We start from the raw sequence: 22,764 nt of genomic DNA, 5'->3' as shown, positions 1-22,764 counted from the left end.
CCTACCTTGGCAAGCGCTGCTCCAGCAACCGGTGCAGCGCACTGTCAGTCGGCCAGTTGCGCATGAAACGCGCACGGTCGCGGGCGAATGCAGCGGCAAAGGATGACTGGGAACTGTGTTGCTGCATGGCGTCCAGATCGATCAGGGCCCAGCGGTCTTCATGCCAGAACAGGTTATGGCCCTTGAGGTCGCCATGACTGATGCGTTCACGGATCAATTGCTCGAAAAGACGGTCCAGTGCCAGCAGTTCATTTTCCGGCACATCCCCCGATTCCACATGAGGTGCGAACCGCTTGATGATGTCGGGCCCCTGCAAGAACTCGGTGACCAGATACGCCTTGCGGCGCAGGCCCAGTACACGTTGCTCCAGCACCGCCAGCGGTCTGGGCGTGGCGATGCCCAGGAACTCCAGCCGATTGGCCTCACGCCAGGAATGCCAGGCACGGCTCGGGCGCCAGAAGCGTTTGAGCCAGTGGCTGAAATTCTTGATGTTATAGCGCTTGATGACCAGCGGACGACCATTGACTTCGACCCGGCCCACGCTGGCCGCGCCACCGGTCTTGTACAGGTGGCCCTTGTCGAGCAACGCATCGGCCTGTTCCAGAACGGGCAACAGAACGGCTTCTTCTTCACGGCGAATCGCCCGGAACCGGGAAGCGCTGTCTTCGACACTGAACAGGCTGCAATCACGGCCGGTCTTGTTCAGGTAATCCTTGAGACGCCAGCTACGCACCTTGTCGATCTGCTTCTGCAGGGCTTCCATGGGCAAGGCGTGTTCGGCATTGCTCAACAGATACTGCACCAGCAACTCTTCAGTGAAAGGCTCCAGCGACTTGGGCAACTGAGCGAAAAACACACCGAGGTTTTCCAGCACGGCCTGTCGGGATAACGGCTTGCCGGCCTCTTCGACACGAATACCGGCACCGTCGATCAGGTACAGCTGGCCGTTATGGCGCAGCAGGTTGTCCAGATGCAGGTCTTCCTGCCACAAACCCTTGGCATGCAGCAGGGCAATGGCTGACAGCGCTTCACCCAGTACCGACTGCTGCTCATCGGCCAGCGGCGGCAGATTCCGGACCTGTTCCCAGGCATCGCCCAGGCTTTCGGCACCATCCAGAAACTCGAACAGCAACCAGCCGCCCTCGCCTTCCTGCAAGCCATCGGCCAGCAGCAGTGGCGTGGTCAGGCCTTGCTCGGCCAGCAGACGGACGCCATCCAGCTCACGCTGGAAATGTCGGGCAGCCTTATTGCCCACCAGCAGCTTCGCCAGCACCGTACGACCGCGCCAGACACCCGCGCCGACATAGCGTTGACCCGGCAGCACGCGCAGCAGCGTCAAGAGTTGCAGATCGGCCGGGCCAATGGTGTCGGCCAACGTCACGTTCAGAGGCAGCTCAGGTGTGCGTCCGACATTCTTGAGTTCAGACAAACGCATCAGCGCGCCTCCCGCTTGTGTTGACCACGCTGGCCCAGGCGCAGACACCAGGCATCGACCTGCGCACTGTCGGGAGCCGCCTGCAGATAAGCGGCCAGCAGCACACGCAAATCGTCGGCGCCCCAGGCCGTGGCACGACGCAGCAAGGGTTCCAGATCCTTGATCAGATCACGCTTGCCAAAAAAGACCGGGCGGGTTTTCTCCAGGTCGATCAGTTGCGCCACGTAAGCATCGCCACGGGCCTGGAGGAAAATATGCTTGGGATAGAAACAGCCGTGAACCTGCCCGGCCCGATGCAGGGTGCGAGCCAGTTGCCCACAGGCCTTGATGATGGCGGTGTGCTGGCTGGCGTCCAGGCTGGACCATTGCTCAAGCAAGACATACAGGTCCGTCCAGCCGTCCAGCGCACGAGTCATCAGAATCGCACGGCGCTCGCCATCAACCTTGCTGTCGCCATAGAACACGGCCTGCAACGCCGGGATACCCAGCTTCTTATAGCGTGTGATATTGCGAAACTCGCGGGAGAACGACGGCTCGCCAAACGGATGATGCAGCGTATGGGTCAGGTAATTGCTCTGACGCTTCAGATAAAAGCCCTGACCTTCCAGCTCCAGACGAAACACACTGCTCCAGCCGCCGCGCCCGGTATTGGGCTCATCGACAGCATCGAGCTTTATATCCCACAGCGACTGAAAGTCGGCCAGACCATGGCGCTCAAGCAGGGCACGGTCGGCATCGGCGATGAAAACGCTCATTCACGCCCCTCGAAAAAACTGACGACATGACGAATGCGCTTCTTGTCGGATGCATTCAAACGATCCCGCTGGCGGTACTGCAAGTAGAAGCGCAGTCGCTGGGTGGCGGATAAATGGTATTTGGCGACCTTGTCCAGGCAGGCCAGATCCTTGGTGATCCGGTAGCGAAGCATGAAGCTCCACCAGAACGCACCGTTGGGGCAATCGATGAAAAACAGCCTGGACTCATCGTCGACCAGCAGATTGCGCCACTTCAGATCGTTATGGGTGAAGTGCTGGTCATGCATGATCCGGGTGCAGCGGGCCAGTTGCCGGCTGATGACATCGACCCAGGCACGGTCCGACAGACGCGAGTCTTTATGACGCGCCAGTTCGGACAGGTCTTCGGTACGTGGCAACTCGCGGGTGATAAGCGCGCCGCGATCGTAGGCAGCGCCCTTGCGCTCCAGGCCCCAGGCCACGACGTCGGCCGTCGGGATTCCCCATTTGGCGAAACGCTTGAGGTTCTGCCATTCGGACTTGACCCGTGGCCGCCCCAGATAACGACGCAGGCCTTTACCGGCACCGGTGTAGCGCTTGACGTAATAGGTCACGCCGCCACGCTCCACACGAATCACTTCGGAGAGCAGATCGCTGGTCAGCTGTTCGCCCTGCAAGGCAAAAACCGCATCCAGATTGCCGAAGTCCTCAGCCAGGAAGGCGTATTCCGGCTCAAGATTCCAACCCGCCATCAGAGCGCATCTCCGTAACGCAGTTTACGCTGATACAACTTGTCCGCCTTTTTATCCAGCCAGCGCAGCAATGAGGCTTCACGAGCCAGCACTTCACGCAATGGCTTCTGGAAGTAACCTTTGAGAAAACGCAGTTTGTCGCGTCTGGTAAGACCGATGTCCAGCGCCGAGAAATACAGCGCGGCAAGATCCTTGTTACGCCAGCGCGGCGTGATTGCGCGGCGGGTCTGGGCACGGTGCAGGTCAATGACCGACAGCCTGAAATCGTCGGCTGTCACCGGTTTGTCGGTGTGCAACAGGAAGTGGCAGATGTAGCAGTCCCGATGGTTGACCCCGGCGCGGTGCATCATGCCGACCATGCGTGCGACTTCGGCAATGAATGCCCGTTTCAGGCGCGGCTCGGGCGGCTCGTTACGCCAGTTGATGCTGACATCTTCCAGGCTTTCGGTGGGGGCCAGCTCTTCGGTGACGATGAACGAATGCTGGGCAGCCGGATTGCTGCCACGTTCGCCATAAGCCACGGCGGTCATGGTCGGCACGCCGACTTCCTTGAGACGGGCTATCGCGTCCCACTCCTTGCCAGCGCCCAGCACCGGCAGCTTGGCAGTCACCAGATTCTTGGCGATTTCACTCCAGCCGATGCCACGATGAATCTTGACGAAGTAACCGCGCCCATCGACCTCGGTGCGCAACGTGCGACGCCCTTCCAGCTCGCGATACACCTGACCATCAAGCGCCTCGACCTCAGTGAATGCATCACGCCCGGCCCACAGGCTCTTGAACGGCTCAGCGAGGAACAGCTTCATTGATCGTGCTCCGCCAGGATCACATCGGCAGCGTGCTGCGGCATGCTGTAGAGGTCCGCCGTATCGGCGAACACCAGGCCATTCGCGCCCCAGGCTCGACGTGCCGCATCGTCTTCGAGCATCCTGGCCAGATAACCGTTGAGCTGTGACTGCTCGAACGGGTCATCCAGCACCAGGCCGCTGTCGGCTTCGGCAATGTAATGAGCATAGCCACAGACCGCACTGACCAGCACCGGCAAGCCGGCCACCAGGGCTTCAAGCAGCACAGTGCCGGTGTTCTCGTTATACGCCGGATGAATCAGCAGGTCGGCGCCGAGCAGGAAACGCGGAATATCGCTACGCCCTTTCATGAAGGTCACCTGTTCGCCCAGCCCCAGTGCTGCGCTTTGCAGCTGGAATACTTTGGGGTCGTCCTGGCCGATTACAAACAGACGCGTGCGTTTTTTAAGTTCGGCGGGCAAGGAGGCCAGCGCCTTGAGGCTGCGATCCACGCCTTTTGTCTTGAAACCGGAGCCGATCTGCACCAGTAGCAGGTCATCGTCGGCCAGCCCGAACTCCTTGCGGAACCCGGCGCGAATCTCGGGCGCATCGGGTGGCGCACGACGGTCCTGGGAGATACCCGGCGGCAGCAGGTGGAAGCGCGACAATGGCGTGTCGTAATGCTTGATGAACAACGGCTGCTGCACTTCGGAAATCATCAGGACCTGGGTTTTCGCCTCTCTGGCGAATACCGCACGCTCGTACTCGGCAAAATGGCGATAACGGCCCCATTTGCGGTACAGGGAATTACGCAGGTTCTGCGCCTTGTCCTCGAAACAGCCATCGGCGGCGTAATACACATCCAGGCCCGGCATCTTGTTGAAGCCGATCAGGCGGTCAACCGGGCGCTTGGCCAGATCCGCTTCCATCCAGGCGCTGAGTTTCTCGTTGCGCCGATGGTTGAAGAATGCCTTGACCGGCGCCACCAGTACCTCGAAGCCAGGCGGCACATCGCCTTCCCAGATGAGGGTGTAGACGCGAATCTGGTGCCCGCGCTCCTGGCATTCCAGAGCAATGCGCATGAAGTCGCGCTGCAGGCCGCCGAACGGGAAATATTTGTAGAGTACGAAAGCCAGTTGCATCAGTGGTGTTCCTTTGCCAGCAACAGCGCGCCCAACTGGCTCGCTACCCGCTCGGGATTCAAGCGAGTGAAGCACATCGGCCACTCGCGTTTGAGGTCAAACCGCTGCTGATCGTCAGCCGTCGGTTGATAGGTGCATTTCTTTTGCAGGCAAGGGGCGCACGCCGGGTAATCGCCGGCCAGATGCACCTGGGACTTGCCGTAGGCACCGGTCAGGCCGGGATTGGTCGGCCCGAACAGGGAAATGGTCGGCACATCCAGTGCGGCGGCCAGATGACCGATACCGGTATCCACCGCGACACAGGCCTGGGCGCTGGCCAGAACCCTGGCGACACCCGCCAGATTCAGTTTCGGCAGTACTTGCGCATGCTCCAGGCCCTCGGCAATCCGCTCGGCCCGGGCCTTTTCTGCCGGGTTGCCCCACGGCAGACGCACTTGCAGCCCTCGGGCAGCCATCAACTGCGCCAGTTGCCGCCAGTAATCCTCGGGCCAGTGCTTGGTCGCCCAGGTGGTGCCGTGCAGAAACAGCACGAAGGGCGCCTGCAGCGTTTCATCCAGTGCCGACAGGCGCTTGAGGCCGTAATTGCCAAGGCCCGCAGGCAGTTCGTAACCCAGCGCCTGAGCGAACAACTGGCGCAACCGCTCCACCGCATGCTGTCCACGCGCCACCGGGTAAGGCCGGTCATAGAAACGGCTGGCGATGGGCTCGCGGGCCGAGTTCTTGTCCAGGCCCGCAACCGGCGCATTGACGTAACGGGTCAGCCAGGCACTCTTGAACAGACCCTGGGCATCGATGACCACGTCGTAGTGCGTTTCGCGCAAGCGCTGCTTGAAGCCCTTCCACTCACCGGTCTTGAAGGTCTGCCACAGGTTCTTGCGCCAGCGGCGGATCGCCACCGGAATCACTTTATCCACAGCAGGGTGCCAGGTGGGAATCTCGGCAAAGCCTTCTTCCACCACCCAGTCGAACTGAATGCCCGGCAGCGCCTGCGCCGCATCGGTCAACGCTGGCAAGGCATGAATCACGTCGCCCAGCGAAGAAGTCTTGATCAGCAATACCCGCAAAGTCAGGCGACCTCCACCGGAGTGCCGCCCAGACGCCCCAATGCCTGAACCACAGAATCCGGCTCAAGCAGGCGCATGCAGTTGTAGTGGCCGAAACGGCAGGTGCGCTCGAAGCAGGGACTGCATTCGATCCCCAGTTGCACGATCTCGACCTCATCGGCCAGAGGCGGCGTAAAGCCCGGCGATGTCGAACCGTAGACCGCCACCAGCGGACGGTTCAGCGCAGCCGCCACGTGCATCAGCCCTGAATCGTTGGAGACGACCGCATCGGCGCAGGACAGCAGGTCGATGGCCTCGGCCAGGGACGTTTCGCCGCTGAGGTTGACGGCTTCTTCGCGCAGACCGGGGATCAGGTACTCGCGAATGCTTTCGCCGACCGGATGATCCTTTTTGGAGCCGAACAGCCAGACCTGCCAGCCTTCACGAATCCGGGACTCGGCCACCTGGGCATAATGCTCGGACGGCCAGCGCTTGGATTCACCGAACTCGGCACCAGGGCATAGCGCCAGTACCGGCCGGTCCAGGGTCAGGCCGAACTTGGCCAGCGCGGCATCGCGCACCTGAGTGTCGATCTGCAGGCTCGGCTTGGGATAAGGGCGCGGCAATTCAGCGCCCTTGTCGAATGCCATGGCCATGAAACGCTCGATCATCAGGGGATAGCGCTGCTTGTCCAGGATCCGCACGTCGTTGAGCAGGCCATAGCGGAACTCGCCTCGCCAGCCAGTGCGCTTGGGAATGTCGGCAAAAAAAGGTACCAACGCCGACTTCAGGGAGTTGGGCAGCAGAATGGCCTGATCGTACTGACCGGCCAGGGACTTGCCGATCCGGCGTCGGGTCGACAGTTCCAGCGCGCCGTGCCCCAGCGGAAAACTCAAGGCAGCACGCACTTCAGGCATGCGCTCCAGAAGCGGACGGCTCCACTCCGGAGCCAGCACATCGATTTCGCACTCAGGATGACGCTGCTTCAGACACTGGAACAGCGTTTGCGCCATCACCATGTCACCGACCCAGCTAGGCCCAACGATCAAAATTTTCATGCTCGATCCAAAAACAGCCAGGGAGGCTTTCAGATTGCGTGACCTTCCCACACAACCTGACGCCTCCCTGTCATAGCTATATATAGCGTTTGATAAACGCAGGAACGTCCCTTCGCGGATGAATCCGCTCCTACAACAATGCCATCAGCTAAGGCATAAATTACTTTGTGGGAGGCAGCTTGCTGGCGACTTCGCCAGCAAGCTGCCTCCTACAAGATGGTTCAGGTCAGTCCCAAACCTGCCCAGATCCGCATCACTTCGCGCCGCTCGACTTCAAACTGATCTCCGGCCACTGTCCCGGCCTGGTTCTGCAAGGCCTGACGGTGCGCCGCTGCGCGGTATGCCTTATAGGCTTCGCGCAGCAGGCTGGCATCGACATCAGGCAGCAACCCGGCCTCTTCAAGACCTTCGAGAATACGAATGTTATCGGTGTAGCGCAGCAGGGCGGGATGCTCTCTGGACCACGCCAAGGCCGCGTATTGCACCATAAATTCGATATCGACGATACCACCGGCATCCTGCTTGAGGTCGAACACCATGGCCGGATCGAAAGCATTGGCCGCCGTTCCCGCCACCGTCAGTTTAGTCCCCAGGCTGTCGCGCATCTTGGCGCGCATCTCGCTGACTTCTGCACGAAGCTTGTCCAGATCGCGCTCGCGCCCCAACACCGTGGCCCGGACCTTGCCGAACTCGTTGCCCACATCAGGGCTGCCGACCAGCACCCGGGCACGCACCAGTGCCTGATGTTCCCAGGTCCAGGCTTCATTTTCCTGATAGCGGCCAAAAGCCCCAAGCGAACTGACCAACAGGCCAGACGCCCCGGAGGGCCGCAGCCGCATATCGACTTCATAAAGCTGGCCGGAGTTGGTCTGGGTCGTCAGCAAGTGGATGATGCGCTGGCCCAGACGAGTGAAGAACTGCGCCCCGTCGATGGGCTTGGCGCCATCGGTTTCGGTCTGCGGGTCGCCATCATGAATGAACACCAGATCCAGGTCCGAGCCATGTCCCAGCTCGATGCCGCCCACCTTGCCGTAACCGACGATGACAAAACTCGGATCGCACAGACTGCCGTCTGGACGCGAAGGCGTGCCATGTCGGGCAACGGTATGTCGCCAGGCCAGGGCCAGGACCTGCTCCAGAATCGCCTCGGCCAGCCAGGTCAGGTAATCACTGACCTTCATCAACGGCAAACTGCCAGAAATCTCGGACGCCGCCACTCGCAGACGATGGGCCAGCTTGAAGTGCCGCAAAGCCTCCATCTGCTGCTCCAGATCGTCCTCGGGGATACGGATCAGCCGTTCCTGCAGCTCGGCCGCCAGCTCCGGCGCCAGCGGCGGATTGAACAGACGACCTTCATTGAGCAATTCGTCCAGCAGCAACGGGAAGCGGGCAATCTGCTCGGCAATCCAGGGACTGGCCGCACATAACGTCAGCAAGCGCCGCAAGGCATCGGGGTTTTCCGTGAGCAGCACCAGATAAGCCGAACGCCGGGCTACCGCTTCGACCAGCGGCAATACCCGCTCAATGACCAGATCCGGGCTTTCATGTTCGACCGCCTGGGCCAGCAGACGGGGAATGAAAGCATCCAGACGCTCGCGCCCCAGGCGCTGCATCGAACGCAACTGCGGGCTGCCGCGCAGGTTGGCCAGTTGCCGGATAGCCTTGTCGGCATCGACAAAACCGGCCTGGGACAACTGACGGCACGCCGCCTCTTCATCCTGAGACTCTTGCCACAGCGGCAACCATTCACCGCCCACGATGACTTCATCGTCATCCTGCTGCTCGTCATCGGCATCGGAATCCGGGTCGGCAATCACCTGACGGAAATGCCATGAAACCCGATTGCGCCAATGCATCAGTTGCTCATGGAAGGCCGACCAGTCGGCAAAGCCCAGCATAAAAGCAATGCGCGCCTGATCCTGCTCGTTGTCCGGCAGCATCTGGGTCTGGCGGTCGGCAATAGCCTGGATGGCATGTTCGGTGTAGCGCAGGAATTCGTAACCTTCGCGCAATTCGTCGGTGACGGCAGAAGGCAGATAGCCCTGGCCTTCAAGGGTTTTAAGCACCTTGAACAGCGGGCGCTGCTGCAGGCTCAGGTCACGACCGCCGTGAATCAGCTGGAAGGCCTGGGCAATGAATTCCACTTCTCGAATACCGCCAGCGCCCAGCTTGATGTTCTCGGCCATGCCCTTGCGCCGCACTTCCTGCTGGATCAACTGCTTCATGGTGCGCAGCGCTTCGATGGCAGAGAAGTCCAGGTAACGGCGGTACACGAACGGACGCAGCATTTGCAGCAGTTGCTCGCCAGCCGTTTGATCGCCGCCCACGACGCGAGCCTTGATCATGGCGTAGCGTTCCCAGTCACGGCCCTGATCCTGGTAATACTGCTCCAGCGCATTGAAGCTCAGCACCAGCGCCCCGGATGAACCGTAAGGCCGCAGACGCATGTCGACGCGGAACACGAAGCCGTCGACGGTCACCGGGTCCAGTGCCTTGATCAGCCGTTGCCCCAGACGAATGAAGAACTCCTGGTTATCCAGCGCGCGTTTGGCGCCCACCGTTTCACCGCCTTCGGGGTAAGCGAAGATCAGGTCGATGTCCGAAGACAGGTTCAACTCCACCGCCCCCAGCTTGCCCATGCCGAGGATGACCATATGCTGTGGCTGACCGGTGCGGCGCCCGGTCGGGGTACCGAGCAACTGGCAGTGACGCTCATACAGCCATTGATACGCCAGATCGATGGAGCCATCTGCCATCTCGGACAGATCACGGCAGGTTTCGATCAGTTCTGCCTGACGGGTAAGATCGCGCCAGATAATCCGCACTTGCTGACGCATGCGCTGGCGACGTAGATTACGCCCCAGTTCATCATCGCTGCTGGCAGCCTGTACGGCGGCAGCGATTTGCCCGCGCAGTTCGCCCGCGCTGAAACTGCGCTCCAGTTCGCCAGACTCCGCCAGCTCCAGCAACATGCGAGGGTCGCGGCAAACCTGTTCGGTGACGAAGTCGCTGGATGCACAGACACGATCGAACGCCTTGCGGCGCGACTCGGGCCAGGCCTCGAAAGAGGCCAGCGAATCGTCTTGCAACGCAGCCAGCGCTGTACGAAATGTCTGTTGTGCACGGGTAACTAAAGGCAGCAGGATGGCCGGAAAATCGGCCAGCGAAGGTAGGCTCATGGTCTATCCTTGATCGGCGTGCAATGGGCTACCTGCCATGTCCGCAAGTTTCATGCGCAACCGCCGAATGTAGAACAAAAGTTATAAATTGCTGAAAAATCTGAATCGCTAGCAGAAAACACCAATTTTTCACTCTAAATTATAAAATTCGCATCAACGGTAACGTTTTATCTCACAACACGACAGGAGCGATTTGGTCGCTTCTCTGTAGTTTTACTACTGAGCATGTAACTCGAAGGGCTGAAATGGTCGTCGATTTGTAGTAAAACTACACGCCGCCGGAACAACCCTCCGGTAATCCAAGAATTTTATGTCGTCTGCCCACAAGGCCAGTCGCAAACTCAGGCAACCGATTCTGGAAGCCTTTCCGCCCTGGAGCAAGCCATGCAAGACCTCGATCCCGTCGAAACCCAGGAATGGCTGGACGCCCTGGAATCGGTTCTCGACAAAGAAGGCGAAGACCGTGCTCATTACCTGATGACCCGTATGGGCGAGCTGGCCACTAGAAGTGGTTCGCAGCTGCCGTACGCCATCACCACGCCATACCGCAACACCATTCCGGTTACTCACGAAGCACGCATGCCTGGCGACCTGTTCATGGAACGCCGCATTCGCTCGCTGGTACGCTGGAACGCATTGGCAATGGTCGTCAAGACCAACCTGAACGACCCGGACCTGGGCGGTCACATCTCCAGCTTCGCTTCCAGCGCGACGCTGTATGACATCGGTTTCAACTACTTCTTCCAGGCCCCGACCGACGAGCACGGCGGCGACCTGATCTACTTCCAGGGCCACGCCTCCCCAGGCGTCTATGCCCGTGCGTTCCTCGAAGGCCGCATCAGCGAAGACCAGATGAACAACTTCCGTCAGGAAGTCGACGGCAACGGCCTGTCCTCGTACCCGCACCCATGGCTGATGCCTGATTTCTGGCAGTTCCCGACCGTATCCATGGGTCTGGGCCCGATCCAGGCGATCTACCAGGCGCGCTTCATGAAGTACCTGGAAAACCGCGGCTACATCCCGGCAGGCAAGCAGAAGGTCTGGTGCTTCCTGGGCGACGGCGAGACCGACGAGCCGGAATCCCTGGGCGCAATCGCTCTGGCCGGTCGCGAGAAGCTGGACAACCTGATCTTCGTCATCAACTGCAACCTGCAGCGCCTCGACGGCCCGGTTCGCGGCAACGCCAAGATCATCCAGGAACTCGAAGGCGTGTTCCGTGGTGCCCAGTGGAACGTCAACAAGGTCATCTGGGGCCGTTTCTGGGACCCACTGCTGGCCAAGGACACCAACGGTGCCCTGCAACGCCGCATGGACGAAGTCATCGACGGCGAGTACCAGAACTACAAGGCAAAAGACGGAGCGTTCGTTCGCGAGCACTTCTTCAACACGCCTGAACTCAAGGCCATGGTCGAAGACCTGTCCGACGACGAGATCTGGAAACTCAACCGCGGTGGTCACGACCCGTACAAGGTCTACGCGGCCTACCATCAGGCGGTCAACCACAAAGACCAGCCGACTGTCATCCTGGCCAAGACCATCAAGGGTTACGGTACCGGTGCAGGCGAAGCCAAGAACACCGCGCACAACACCAAGAAAGTCGATGTCGACAGCCTGCGTCACTTCCGTGACCGCTTCGACGTGCCGATCAAGGACTCCGAGCTGGAAAACCTGCCGTTCTTCCGTCCGGAAGAAGGTAGCGCCGAAGCCAAGTACCTGGCCGAGCGCCGCAGCGCCCTGGGTGGTTTCGTACCTCAGCGCCGCGCCAAGAGCATCAGCATCCCGACGCCACCACTGGAAACGCTGAAAGCGATTCTGGACGGCTCGGGCGACCGCGAAATCTCCACCACCATGGCCTTCGTGCGCATCCTGGCGCAACTGGTCAAGGACAAGGAAATCGGCCAGCGCATCGTTCCGATCATCCCGGACGAAGCCCGTACCTTCGGTATGGAAGGCATGTTCCGTCAGTTGGGCATCTACTCGTCCGTCGGCCAGCTCTACGAGCCAGTCGATAAAGATCAGGTGATGTTCTACCGCGAAGACAAGAAGGGCCAGATCCTCGAAGAAGGCATCAACGAAGCGGGCGCCATGTCGTCGTTCATCGCTGCCGGTACTTCGTACAGCAACCACAACCAGCCGATGCTGCCGTTCTACATCTTCTACTCGATGTTCGGCTTCCAGCGTATTGGCGATCTGGCATGGGCCGCTGGCGACAGCCGCACCCGTGGCTTCCTGATCGGCGGCACTGCCGGCCGTACCACGCTGAACGGCGAAGGCCTGCAGCACGAAGACGGTCACAGCCACATCCTGGCCGCCACCGTGCCTAACTGCCGCACCTATGATCCAACCTACGGCTACGAGCTGGCGGTGATCATCCAGGACGGCATGAAGAAGATGACCGAAGAACAACAGGACATCTTCTACTACATCACCGTGATGAACGAAGCCTACACCCAGCCAGCCATTCCGGCCGGCGCCGAGGAAGGCATCATCAAGGGCATGTACCTGCTCGAAGAAGACACCAAGGCTGCTGCTCACCACGTCCAGTTGCTGGGCTCGGGCACCATCCTGCGTGAAGTCCGCGAAGCGGCGAAGATCCTGCGCGACGAGTTCAACATCGGCGCCGACGTCTGGAGCGTCACCAGCTTCAACGAACTGCGTCGTGACGGCCTGGCGGTAGAACGCTCCAACCGTCTGCACCCTGGCCAGAAGCCGAAGCAGACTTACGTCGAGCAGTGCCTGAGCGGCCGTAAAGGTCCGGTCATCGCCTCCACCGACTACATGAAGCTGTTCGCTGACCAGATCCGTCAGTGGGTTCCGTCCAAGGAATACAAAGTGCTGGGCACCGACGGTTTCGGCCGTAGCGACAGCCGCCGCAAGCTGCGTCACTTCTTCGAAGTCGACCGTAACTTCGTGGTGCTGGCAGCCCTGGAAGCCTTGGCTGACCGTGGCGACATCGAACCTAAAGTCGTGGCTGAAGCCATTGCCAAGTTCGGTATCGATCCTGAAAAACGCAACCCACTGGACTGTTAAGAACCTGCTTCAAAATCGGTAACTGCGCCATTCAAAGGCGTGAAACAGCCGAGGATGCGGAATTTACACCCGTAAATGAGCATCCAAGGCTGTTTCGTTGCAACTGGATACGGCGCAATCGAATGAACAGGTTCTGCGAAGGAGAAACATTGTGAGTGAGTTAATTCGCGTACCCGACATCGGCAACGGTGAAGGTGAAGTCATTGAGTTGCTGGTCAAGGTCGGTGATCGCATTGAAGCCGACCAGAGCATCCTGACCCTTGAGTCCGACAAGGCAAGCATGGAAATCCCTGCTCCCAAGGCCGGCGTCATCAAGGCCATGAAGGTCAAGCTGGGCGACCGCCTGAAAGAAGGCGACGAGCTGTTCGAGCTGGAAGTCGAAGGCGAAGCGGCTGCTCCGGCCGCTGCTGCCGAACCTGCTCCGGCTCCAGCCGCTGCCGAGGAACCGGCCGAAGCACCTGCTGCTGCACCGGCTCCTGCTGCCAGCGCCACCGTTCAGGACATCCACGTTCCTGATATCGGCTCGTCGGGCAAGGCCAAGATCATCGAAGTCCTGGTCAAGCCAGGCGACAGCATCCAGGCCGATCAATCGCTGATCACCCTGGAATCCGACAAGGCCAGCATGGAGATTCCATCTCCTGCCGCAGGCGTGGTCGAGAGCGTTGAAGTCAAGCTGGAACAGGAAGTCGGTACCGGCGACCTGATCCTGAAACTGAAAATCGCAGGCGCTGCTCCTGCTGCTGCACCGGCTCCGGCTGCCAGCGCTCCGGCAGCGGCCCCGGCCAAGGCCGAAGCTGCTCCGGCTGCCGCACCTGCCGCCAAGGCAGAAGCCGCTCCAGCACCAGCCCCCGCTCAAAGCGGTGCCAAGGTTCACGCAGGCCCGGCTGTTCGCCAGCTGGCTCGCGAGTTCGGCGTCGAGCTGAGCGCCGTCAGCGCAACCGGCCCGCACGGCCGTGTGCTGAAAGAAGACGTACAGGTTTACGTCAAGGCCATGATGCAGAAGGCCAAGGAAGCACCTGCGGGCGGCGCAAGCGGCGGCGCGGGCATCCAGCCGATTCCTGAAGTCGATTTCAGCCGTTTCGGCGAAATCGAAGAAGTACCGATGACCCGCCTGATGCAACTGGGCGCGAGCGGTCTGCATCGCAGCTGGCTGAACATTCCGCACGTCACGCAATTTGATCAGGCCGACATCACCGACCTGGAAGTTTTCCGTGTTGCGCAGAAAGCCGTTGCCGAAAAGGCTGGCGTCAAGCTGACCATCCTGCCACTGCTGCTCAAGTCCATCGCGCACCTGCTCAAGGAGCTTCCGGACTTCAACGCTTCGCTGGCACCAAGCGGCAAAGCGGTCATCCGCAAGAAATACGTGCACATCGGCTTCGCCGTGGACACCCCGGACGGCCTGCTGGTCCCTGTGATCCGCAACGTCGACCAGAAAAACCTGCTGCAACTGGCAGCCGAAGCAGCCGAACTGGCTGAAAAGGCCCGCAACAAGAAGCTGACCGCGAACGACATGCAAGGCGCATGCTTCACGATCTCCAGCCTCGGCCACATTGGCGGCACCGGCTTCACGCCGATCGTCAATGCACCGGAAGTTGCGATTCTGGGTGTCTCCAAGGCAACCATCCAGCCAGTCTGGGACGGCAAAGCCTTCCAGCCGAAACTAATGCTGCCTCTGTCGCTGTCCTACGATCACCGCGTGATCAACGGCGCAGCTGCTGCCCGCTTCACCAAGCGCTTGAGCGAATTGCTGGCGGATATCCGCACAATCCTGCTGTAAGCCCGGGCAGGCCCGCCACATGGCGGGCCTTGCCGTGTATTTGCGAGCTGCCACGCTCGAACCTCAACCCCGCCTTCAAGCGGGGCTTTTTTTGTCTGCCTGTCCCGGTTATATAGCTCGGCAAGACCTCTGCTTTCTGCGCTCATCTGGTGTATTGTCGAGCCAGGTCAACCGGCTGACACTTTTATAGCACTAAGCCACCGCCCTCTCTTGTAAGCCCGAGCTGCATGATGCAACCTTGCCATACGCGAAAGTAATCCGGGCCAATGCCCTACCGCGATCAGAATTCCGGAAGCGAGTTTGTTCATGAAAAGCCAAACCGATGCTGCCGGCAGAACGGCAGCCGAGGTAGTAACGCAATTGCCGGTGCCCTCGCGCCTGGGCATGCTGCGTTTCGAGCGGCTTAATGAAGCCAATTGGGCGCTGCTGTTTCTCGATCCTAACTGCGAAAAACAGTTCGGCCTGCCTGCCGTGGAACTCTGCGCCCTGATTGGTTCGCCCTACGCCAGCCTGATGGAGCCGGAGGCGCGCTACAAGCTGCATGACGAGATCCAGTTGCAACTGGCATCCACTCCTTTCTATCTGGTCCGCTATACCCTGCACACCCCCAAAGGCCCGCTGGGTCTTCTGGAAATCGGTGAGGCCTACAAACAGCACAATCGTCATTTGCTGCGCGGCTACTTTCTCGTTGTCGATGGACTGTTTGCAGAAGAAGAGCAGACTTTCGGCCCGGACCTGGAAACCCAGAACTCGCGCCTGCAGATCGCCCTGGAGCTCAACCAGCGTGCGCAACGTGATCAGCTCGCCCACCTGGAGCGGGTACGCGCCCAGCAAGAGCTGATCCTGCGCCTGACACGCCATCGCTACACCACCGCCAACTCGGTGCTGGAAGCCGCCGAACTGATCACCAAGAGTGCCTGCGATATCTACGATGTCGACCGGGTCGGCATCTGGAGCCTGCACGAGCAGCGCCTGGAGTCGATTGCCGACTATCACCGGCAAAGCTGCGACTATCAGGTGCGCAAGCCGCTGGATATCAGCCAGTACCCCAATTACCTCGATGCGCTGCACAACAGCCGGGCAATCGATGTCAGCAACGTGCAGAACGATCCGCGCACCCGCGAGATAGCAGACACCCTGCTGCCAAGGGGCGTGAATGCCATTCTGGACGCCAGTATCCGCATCGATGGCCAAGTGGTCGGTGTGCTGTGCCTGGAGCAGACCGGCTCGGAGCGTGAGTGGCAGCCTGACGAAATAACATTTGCCGGTGAATTGGCCGACCAGTTCGCGCAGGTCATCAACAACCACAGCCGACGTGCCGCCACCAACGCGCTGTACCTGTTCCAGCGTGCCGTCGAGCAAAGCGCCAACGCTTTCCTGCTGGTCAACTGCGAGGGTATGGTCGAGTACGTCAACCCGAGCTTCACGGCCATCACGCAATACACCTCCGAAGAAGTCCACGGTCACAAGCTGTCGGAATTGCCGGCCCTGGAAAACCTCAATGCCTTGCTGCTCGATGCCAATTCCAGTCTGAACAAGAGCAACAGCTGGCAAGGTGAATTCAAGAGCCGACGCAAGAACCTGGAACCCTACTGGGGCCAGCTGTCGATTTCCAAGGTCTATGGCGACAATCGCGAGCTGACCCATTACATCGGCATTTACGAAGACATCACCCAGAGCAAGCTGGCGCAGCAGCGCATCGAGCGCCTGGCTTACACCGACAACCTGACCAGTCTGGGCAACCGGCCAGCCTTCATCCGAAACCTGGACGAGCGCTTCGCACGGGACAGCGACACGCCCATGAGCCTGTTGCTGGTGGATATCGACAACTTCAAGCGCATCAACGACAGCCTGGGCCATCAGACCGGCGACAAGCTGCTGATCAGCCTGGCCCGGCGCCTGCGCAATACCCTGAGCCCGTCCGACATTCTGGCGCGCTTTGCCAGTAACGAATTTGCCGTGCTGCTCGATCACAGCGGGCTTGAAGCCGGGCAGAACGTTGCCAGCCAGGTGCTGGCGACACTCGACAAGCCAATGTTCGTCGACAACCAGTTGATCAGTGTCACCGGCTCCGTGGGCCTGGCCTGCGCTCCGCTGCATGGCCGCGACCCGCAGACCCTGATGAAAAACGCTGGTCTGGCACTGCACAAGGCCAAGGCCAACGGCAAGCATCAGGTCCAGGTGTTTACCGAAGCGCTCAATGCCGAAGCCAGTTACAAGCTGTTCGTTGAAAACAACCTGCGTCGCGCCCTGACCCAGAATGAACTCGAAGTCTTCTACCAGCCCAAGCTGTGCCTGCGCAGCGGCCGTTTGCTGGGTATGGAAGCCCTGCTGCGCTGGAACCATCCGGAAAAGGGCATGATCCGACCGGATCAGTTCATCAGCGTTGCCGAAGAAACCGGCCTGATCATCCCCATCGGCAAATGGGTCGCCCGCCAGTCCTGCCGCATGAGCAAGGCGCTGACAGAAGCCGGTTTCGGCAATCTGCAGGTGGCGATCAACGTTTCGCCCAAGCAGTTCTCGGACCCGGATCTGGTGTCGTCCATCGCCTCGATTCTCGAAGAGGAAGCGCTGGATGCATCCCTGCTGGAACTGGAACTGACCGAAGGCCTGCTGCTGGAAGCCACCGAAGACACTCGCCAGCAACTCGACTCGCTGAAAAAACTCGGCCTGTCGCTGGCCATGGATGACTTCGGAACCGGCTACTCATCCTTCAGTTACCTGAAGAAATTCCCCATCGATGTGATCAAGATCGACCGCAGCTTCATCCGGGACATTCCGGACGACGAGGACGACATGGAAATCACCTCGGCGGTGATCGCCATGGCCCATAACCTCAAGCTGAAGGTCGTGGCTGAAGGCATTGAAACCGCGGCCCAACTGAAATTCCTGCGCCGCCATCGCTGCGACGTGGGGCAGGGTTACCTGTTCGACAAGCCGATTCCCGGCGAAGAACTCATCGAGAAACTGAAACGCTACACGCGCAGACCGTCGGCCTGACCCCTCTTCCCTGTACACCGGACTCTCGGGCACACTGTCGGACTGTTTATCCCTCTAATCTGTTTTCACTTATCGAGAGGATATGGTTCATGACTCTTCGCTCGGAAATTCTAGTGAACAAAAATGTACTCCCTACCGCCCAGCAAGCACTGCCGGGCCGTGAAACACCTATCGCCGTTCCTGAACAGCACTTCGTCAACGGCAACCCGTTGCTGGGTCCGTTCTCGGGCACGGTCGAATTCGCCATCTTCGGCATGGGCTGCTTCTGGGGCGCAGAACGACGTCTGTGGCAACAACCGGGTGTGGTCAGCACCGCCGTGGGCTATGCAGGCGGCCTGACACCCAACCCGACCTATGAAGAAGTCTGCTCGGGCCTGACCGGCCACAGCGAGGTGGTGCTGGTAGTGTATGAACCAGAAGAGATCAGCTACGAATCGCTGCTCAAGATCTTCTGGGAAGCGCACAACCCGACCCAGGGCATGCGCCAGGGTAACGACATCGGCACCCAGTACCGCTCGGTGATCTACTGCACCACACCAGAACAGCTCGAAGCCGCCAAAGCCAGCGAAAAGGCCTTCCAGGCCGAGCTGAGCAAAGCCGGACTGGGCGAGATCACGACCGAGATCGATCAGGCACCGACCTTCTACTACGCCGAGGCGTACCACCAACAATACCTGGCAAAAAACCCGCAGGGTTATTGCGGGCTGGGTGGGACAGGGGTTTGTTTGCCGGCCTGAAGCTTCGCGAATAAATTCGCTCCTACGGGCCATGTAGGAGCGAATTCATTCGCGAAAAACCCGCTTGAAGCTTGCGGCTTACAGCTTGCAGCTCCCCCTATTCTGCTATCAACCAATCCATCGTCCAGCCACCCCGGGTCTGTCCCAGTTTCTCGGCCAGATAAGGCATCAATTCGCGCAGCTCTTCTTCCAGCCCCCAAGGCGGGTTGGCGATGGCGAGGCCGGAGCCGTTGAGGCTTGCCGGGGTGTCCAATGGATGAACGTGAAGCTCGACGCGCAACAACTTGGGCGCGCCGGTTTCGGCCAGGTCCTGGTAGAAGCGCTTGAGCTGACGCTGGTCCTTGACCGGATACCAGATCGCGGCGACGGTCTGGCGCATGCGGCCGATGGCTTCCTTGAGTGCGACGGCACAGCGCTTCATTTCATCGAGCTGCTCGAAAGGCGGGTCGATCAGCATCACGGCGCGCTTCTCGGCAACCGGCAGCAAGGCCCGTGGTACATGCCAGCCTTCCCCCAGATGCACGGCAACCCGGCGGTCACCCTTCATGTTTTCCTTGAGCAACCGCCCGTCTTCGGGGTGTTTCTCGTTGAGCAGCACGCGCTCGCGTTCACGGGTCAGGCGACGAGCCAGCTCCGGCGAGCCCGGGTAGTAACGCAGTTCGCCATCGGGGTTCATGTCGTGCAGCACTTGCAGGTAATCGGCTGCCAGCGCAGGCAGGTCCGACGCATTCCACAAGCGCCCGATACCTTCCAGCCATTCACCGGTGCGGGTGGCCTGATCGCCCTTGAGGTCGTAAAGCCCAAGCCCGGCGTGGGTGTCGATATAGGCGAAAGGTTGCTCCTTGCGCGCCATGAGGGCGATCAAGCGAGTCAGGGTCAGGTGTTTGAACACATCGGCATGGTTGCCAGCGTGGAAGGCGTGACGGTAATTCATGGCAGCTCCTGGAAGGCTGCGCAGTTTAGCAAAACTCGGACGGGAACAAGACAGTGCTTTCTGTGGCGAAGGGTGAACGGCTTTGATCACCCTTCCGGCAAGTTGTACGTAACAGGATCAGGCATTACCCGCATTACAAGGCATAAATGGAAATCCACTTCCTGTCTGGGTGAGTGGTATAGAGACGATCACCTTTACGGTTCAAGACTGCGCCACCTACCGAATGAAAGAAGTCGATGCGCGTGGCTGTTCTTTCAATCGTATCGATTCTGTACAAATCGAAATTGCAGGAATGAATGGCGTACACATAGCGATCATCCGGTGTTCCACCGATGAGATTGACGGGGTAACCCCTTGAACCGAACTCCAGCGTATACAGAATCTTCTGCGTGGCCGTATCGGTCACGAACATTTCATCAAAACCGCCGACATAAAGCTGACTGCCATCCGCACTGACTGCCATGGAGCATGGGTTTCTGAAGCCCGGAATATCCACTTGCGAGTAATCCCGCGTATCGATCATCGCGACAACACTGTCGGGATCATCGGCAAGTTCCGATGCATAGATGTAATGGCCGTCCGGACTGATTGCCATGACCAGAACTGCATTCGACATTTTGCCCAGGTCGAAATCACTTTCGGCATTGTAATCAATGGCGTCAACCATACGGATAAGCCCACCGGGCGCGTAGCGGAAAGACAGGCAGATGAAACTCCCGTCCGGGCTGGCCGCAATTTTATCGACACCCTCCGAATCGAGGATCGCGACCAGTGCATTGCGCTGGACATCAATCACTGAGCATTCATTCTGTCCTGTGACATAAAGCCTGCGTCCATCCGGGCTGACAGCCACATCGCCTACGCAACCCCTCTTGATACTGGATACGACTTCACGGCTCTCGATATCGATAAAACTGACCCCGGTCCCATCGTCGTGAGAAACAAAAAGCAGAGTGTCATCCGGGCTTACATCAATTTCCTTGGGTGAAAAATTCAAAGGAATACTGGCAAGAAGTCTTGCTTCATGGGGAGACGATACATGGGAGGGAAATTCTTTCTTTTGGCTCAGGAAAGCCGTACCTGTGAATATTTTTCTTTGCATTTAACCCACCAATCCCTTGGCCTGTTCAGACCATCATTCGAGAAAACAGGTGCTGCCTTTAAAACGTCAATCGTTAACAGATCAATGATGTGCTCCATTGAATGAGTCATTACCAAAGCGCGTCCTCCATATCGGATCAGGAATAACAGGGCATTATTGAATACCCGCAACAACGGGTTGGGTACTGTCAGAAATAACAGGTAAAGCGCATAAACCTGACCACTGATCGGCTTTTTACCGGACCAAGCCGTTCAAAAAGCGACCTGCCCGTAGGTAATCAAGCCATCCCCGGCAGGCGGGCTTGCCGCGACAGTGACGCGCTACCAGAATCAGGGCCTTACCCGATCAAAGGAACACTCGTCATGATGCATGCGGATTTGGTTGATCAAGAGGATTTGCTGAGCCAGCTCAGAGCGCTGGGGTTCGAGATGCCAATTGGCTCAACGGCCGAGCAGGCCTGTGCACAAGCGGTATGTGGATTGACCGAAGAACGCGCCACAGCCTTGCGGCGTCTGGTTGAACAATTGCTGACGGGCAGTGCGACCATACTGCCAGCGGTGCGCCAGGCCATCGATCAGCAATTGCTGCCGGCACTGGCGACTTACAAACAGAGTCACAAGTAAAACCTGAAAGCACCGGGCGCACCTTCGATGTAATGCCGATCAGTCAAGGTATGTCTATCACTTGTGGGAGGCAGCTTGCTGGCGAAAAGGCCTGAAACTGGCAGATATTCTGCGTTTGTACGCTGAAGTCGCCAGCAAGCTGCCTCCCACAAAGTGATTCATTGCCCCTGACATGCGCCCCTGTGGATCAATATTCGATCCGCACATCCCCTTTGGGCACGCTGCAGCACGACAGGATGTAACCCTCTTCCACATCTTCGTCGGTGATACCGCCGTTGTGCTCCATCTCCACTTCGCCACTGAGCTTCATGACCTTGCAGGTGCCACAGATGCCCATGCCGCAGGCCTTGGGAATCATCAGGCCCAGCTTGGAAGCCGCCGCATGGACGGTTTCCCCCGGCGCAACACGAATGCTCTTGCCGGTGTCGGTGAATTCCACCTGATGCAGATCCGCCAAATCGACTTCCGGCGCATCCGCAGCGATTTCCGCATGCTCCACGGCTTCGGCGCGCACCTCTGGTGGCGTCGCGCCAAAGGACTCTTCATGGTACTGCGCCATGTTGAAGCCGCTTTCCTGCAGCATGCGCTTGACCGCAGCCATGTATGGCGTCGGCCCGCAACAGAACACCTCGCGGTCCTTGTAGTCCGGCGACATCAACTCCAGCATCCGTTGGTTCAGGTAACCGCGATAACCCGCCCAGGGCTCACCAAGGCCGTGCTTCTCACAGATCAGATGCAGACTGAAGTTATCGATCCGCGACGCCATGTGCTCCAGCTCGCGGTGATAGATGATGTCCTTGGGCGAGCGGGCGCTGTGTACAAACACCATGTCGACGTTGGCATTGGTGTCGTAGAACCAGCGGGCCATGGACATGACCGGCGTGATACCGACACCGCCGCTGAGATACAGGATCTTCGGATTGGGGAAGTCGATGGCGTTGAACAAGCCGACAGGCCCGTGCACTGCCAGCTCCTGGCCTTCATGCAGCGTGTCGTGCAGGTAATTGGAGACCTTGCCTCCCGGCACGCGCTTGACGGTAATCGAGAAGCTGTAGGGCACCGACGGCGAACTGGAAATGGTGTAGGAGCGCATGATCGGCACGCCATCGATTTCCAGCTCCAGGGTGACGAACTGACCGGGCTTGAAGAAGAACAGGATCGGCTGGTCTGCCATGAAGCAGAAGGTCCTTACATCCCAGGTTTCCTGGATCACCTTGACGACGCGCACAAGATGGCGGCCATTGGCCCATGTCTGGGTGGTTACCGGGTTGAGAAAATTCTGGGACATGCTTGATCTCCACGACCGACTGTCGGCCTTTATGATGGGGATTCTGCGTAACGCGCAGGAGGCGCATTTACCTATCAACGACATTCACGTACTTACGGCGACCAGCCCCCACAGACCGTGGGTTCCCTAGTCGGGAACGGATTCG

General features: G+C 59.3%; 16 protein-coding genes. 5 read left to right on the top strand and 11 right to left on the bottom strand.

Annotated features, from left to right (window positions below; all coding sequences use genetic code 11):
- Position 1: 1 nt before the first annotated feature.
- The 8 genes from KQP88_RS02530 to glnE form a co-directional block, all read right to left on the bottom strand.
- Positions 2–1,435, bottom strand: a complete 1,434-nt coding sequence (locus KQP88_RS02530) for a lipopolysaccharide kinase InaA family protein (RefSeq protein ID WP_216704764.1) — start codon at positions 1,433–1,435, stop codon at positions 2–4.
- Positions 1,435–2,190 carry a lipopolysaccharide kinase InaA family protein gene (locus KQP88_RS02525; RefSeq protein WP_200993882.1) on the bottom strand — a complete coding sequence of 252 codons (756 nt, stop codon included), beginning with the start codon at positions 2,188–2,190 and terminating at the stop codon, positions 1,435–1,437. Before KQP88_RS02525 ends, KQP88_RS02530 begins: the two co-directional genes overlap by 1 nt.
- Positions 2,187–2,921, bottom strand: coding sequence for a lipopolysaccharide kinase InaA family protein (locus tag KQP88_RS02520; RefSeq protein WP_198724326.1), 735 nt, complete (start codon positions 2,919–2,921; stop codon positions 2,187–2,189). Before KQP88_RS02520 ends, KQP88_RS02525 begins: the two co-directional genes overlap by 4 nt.
- Positions 2,921–3,727: a lipopolysaccharide core heptose(I) kinase RfaP gene (rfaP, locus tag KQP88_RS02515; protein WP_198724325.1), complete on the bottom strand. Its 807-nt coding sequence runs from the start codon at positions 3,725–3,727 to the stop codon at positions 2,921–2,923. The genes KQP88_RS02520 and rfaP overlap by 1 nt, the downstream gene beginning before the upstream one ends.
- On the bottom strand, positions 3,724–4,848 hold the full coding sequence (locus KQP88_RS02510; RefSeq protein WP_216704763.1) for a glycosyltransferase family 4 protein: 1,125 nt from the start codon (positions 4,846–4,848) through the stop codon (positions 3,724–3,726). The genes rfaP and KQP88_RS02510 overlap by 4 nt, the downstream gene beginning before the upstream one ends.
- On the bottom strand, positions 4,848–5,912 hold the full coding sequence (gene waaC, locus KQP88_RS02505; RefSeq protein ID WP_216704762.1) for a lipopolysaccharide heptosyltransferase I: 1,065 nt from the start codon (positions 5,910–5,912) through the stop codon (positions 4,848–4,850). Before waaC ends, KQP88_RS02510 begins: the two co-directional genes overlap by 1 nt.
- 2 nt (positions 5,913–5,914) lie before the next feature.
- Positions 5,915–6,949 (bottom strand): lipopolysaccharide heptosyltransferase II, encoded by a 1,035-nt coding sequence (gene waaF / locus KQP88_RS02500; RefSeq protein ID WP_200993885.1) that lies wholly within the window; start codon positions 6,947–6,949, stop codon positions 5,915–5,917.
- Positions 6,950–7,170: 221 nt separating this feature from the next.
- Positions 7,171–10,128 carry a bifunctional [glutamate--ammonia ligase]-adenylyl-L-tyrosine phosphorylase/[glutamate--ammonia-ligase] adenylyltransferase gene (gene glnE, locus KQP88_RS02495; protein ID WP_216704761.1) on the bottom strand — a complete coding sequence of 986 codons (2,958 nt, stop codon included), beginning with the start codon at positions 10,126–10,128 and terminating at the stop codon, positions 7,171–7,173.
- Positions 10,129–10,512: 384 nt separating this feature from the next.
- Here glnE and aceE point away from each other — a divergent pair, with 384 nt between their 5' ends.
- The 4 genes from aceE to msrA all read left to right on the top strand — a co-directional run bounded on the left by aceE (position 10,513) and on the right by msrA (position 18,672).
- Entirely contained in the window at positions 10,513–13,158 is a 2,646-nt protein-coding gene (gene aceE / locus KQP88_RS02490) for a pyruvate dehydrogenase (acetyl-transferring), homodimeric type (RefSeq protein WP_216704760.1), read from the top strand.
- Positions 13,159–13,309: 151 nt separating this feature from the next.
- The gene (gene aceF / locus KQP88_RS02485; protein WP_216704759.1) at positions 13,310–14,935 is read left to right on the top strand and encodes a dihydrolipoyllysine-residue acetyltransferase; all 1,626 of its coding nucleotides are present in this window, start codon (positions 13,310–13,312) and stop codon (positions 14,933–14,935) included.
- A gap of 306 nt (positions 14,936–15,241) precedes the next feature.
- Entirely contained in the window at positions 15,242–17,935 is a 2,694-nt protein-coding gene (locus KQP88_RS02480) for a sensor domain-containing phosphodiesterase (RefSeq protein ID WP_216704758.1), read from the top strand.
- Positions 17,936–18,024: 89 nt separating this feature from the next.
- Positions 18,025–18,672, top strand: coding sequence for a peptide-methionine (S)-S-oxide reductase MsrA (msrA, locus tag KQP88_RS02475; protein ID WP_216704757.1), 648 nt, complete (start codon positions 18,025–18,027; stop codon positions 18,670–18,672).
- 97 nt (positions 18,673–18,769) lie between these two features.
- Here msrA and KQP88_RS02470 read toward each other — a convergent pair whose 3' ends face one another.
- Complete coding sequence (locus KQP88_RS02470) at positions 18,770–19,606, bottom strand: 23S rRNA (adenine(2030)-N(6))-methyltransferase RlmJ (protein ID WP_216704756.1); 837 nt, start codon at positions 19,604–19,606, stop codon at positions 18,770–18,772.
- Between the two features lie 133 nt (positions 19,607–19,739).
- Positions 19,740–20,708 (bottom strand): WD40 repeat domain-containing protein, encoded by a 969-nt coding sequence (locus KQP88_RS02465; protein ID WP_253950540.1) that lies wholly within the window; start codon positions 20,706–20,708, stop codon positions 19,740–19,742.
- Between the two features lie 362 nt (positions 20,709–21,070).
- On the opposite strand from KQP88_RS02465, the gene KQP88_RS02460 reads away from it, so the two are divergent.
- Positions 21,071–21,331: a hypothetical protein gene (locus tag KQP88_RS02460; protein WP_216704755.1), complete on the top strand. Its 261-nt coding sequence runs from the start codon at positions 21,071–21,073 to the stop codon at positions 21,329–21,331.
- 187 nt (positions 21,332–21,518) lie between these two features.
- Here the strand turns inward: KQP88_RS02460 and gbcB are convergent, their stop codons facing one another.
- Positions 21,519–22,619, bottom strand: coding sequence for a glycine-betaine demethylase subunit GbcB (gbcB, locus tag KQP88_RS02455; protein WP_095067248.1), 1,101 nt, complete (start codon positions 22,617–22,619; stop codon positions 21,519–21,521).
- Between the last annotated feature and the right edge of the window lie 145 nt (positions 22,620–22,764).

Source organism: Pseudomonas lijiangensis (assembly GCF_018968705.1).
Taxonomy (GTDB): Bacteria; Pseudomonadota; Gammaproteobacteria; order Pseudomonadales; family Pseudomonadaceae; genus Aquipseudomonas; species Aquipseudomonas lijiangensis.
This window is presented reverse-complemented; position numbering and strand designations above follow the sequence as displayed.

Coding starts and splice junctions, on each gene's coding strand:
- KQP88_RS02530 (WP_216704764.1), bottom strand. CDS start 1,435: ATGCGTTTGTCTGAACTCAAGAATGTCGGACGCACACCTGAGCTGCCT.
- KQP88_RS02525 (WP_200993882.1), bottom strand. CDS start 2,190: ATGAGCGTTTTCATCGCCGATGCCGACCGTGCCCTGCTTGAGCGCCAT.
- KQP88_RS02520 (WP_198724326.1), bottom strand. CDS start 2,921: ATGGCGGGTTGGAATCTTGAGCCGGAATACGCCTTCCTGGCTGAGGAC.
- rfaP (WP_198724325.1), bottom strand. CDS start 3,727: ATGAAGCTGTTCCTCGCTGAGCCGTTCAAGAGCCTGTGGGCCGGGCGT.
- KQP88_RS02510 (WP_216704763.1), bottom strand. CDS start 4,848: ATGCAACTGGCTTTCGTACTCTACAAATATTTCCCGTTCGGCGGCCTG.
- waaF (WP_200993885.1), bottom strand. CDS start 6,949: ATGAAAATTTTGATCGTTGGGCCTAGCTGGGTCGGTGACATGGTGATG.
- glnE (WP_216704761.1), bottom strand. CDS start 10,128: ATGAGCCTACCTTCGCTGGCCGATTTTCCGGCCATCCTGCTGCCTTTA.
- aceE (WP_216704760.1), top strand. CDS start 10,513: ATGCAAGACCTCGATCCCGTCGAAACCCAGGAATGGCTGGACGCCCTG.
- KQP88_RS02480 (WP_216704758.1), top strand. CDS start 15,242: ATGAAAAGCCAAACCGATGCTGCCGGCAGAACGGCAGCCGAGGTAGTA.
- msrA (WP_216704757.1), top strand. CDS start 18,025: ATGACTCTTCGCTCGGAAATTCTAGTGAACAAAAATGTACTCCCTACC.
- KQP88_RS02470 (WP_216704756.1), bottom strand. CDS start 19,606: ATGAATTACCGTCACGCCTTCCACGCTGGCAACCATGCCGATGTGTTC.
- KQP88_RS02465 (WP_253950540.1), bottom strand. CDS start 20,708: ATGCAAAGAAAAATATTCACAGGTACGGCTTTCCTGAGCCAAAAGAAA.
- KQP88_RS02460 (WP_216704755.1), top strand. CDS start 21,071: ATGATGCATGCGGATTTGGTTGATCAAGAGGATTTGCTGAGCCAGCTC.
- gbcB (WP_095067248.1), bottom strand. CDS start 22,619: ATGTCCCAGAATTTTCTCAACCCGGTAACCACCCAGACATGGGCCAAT.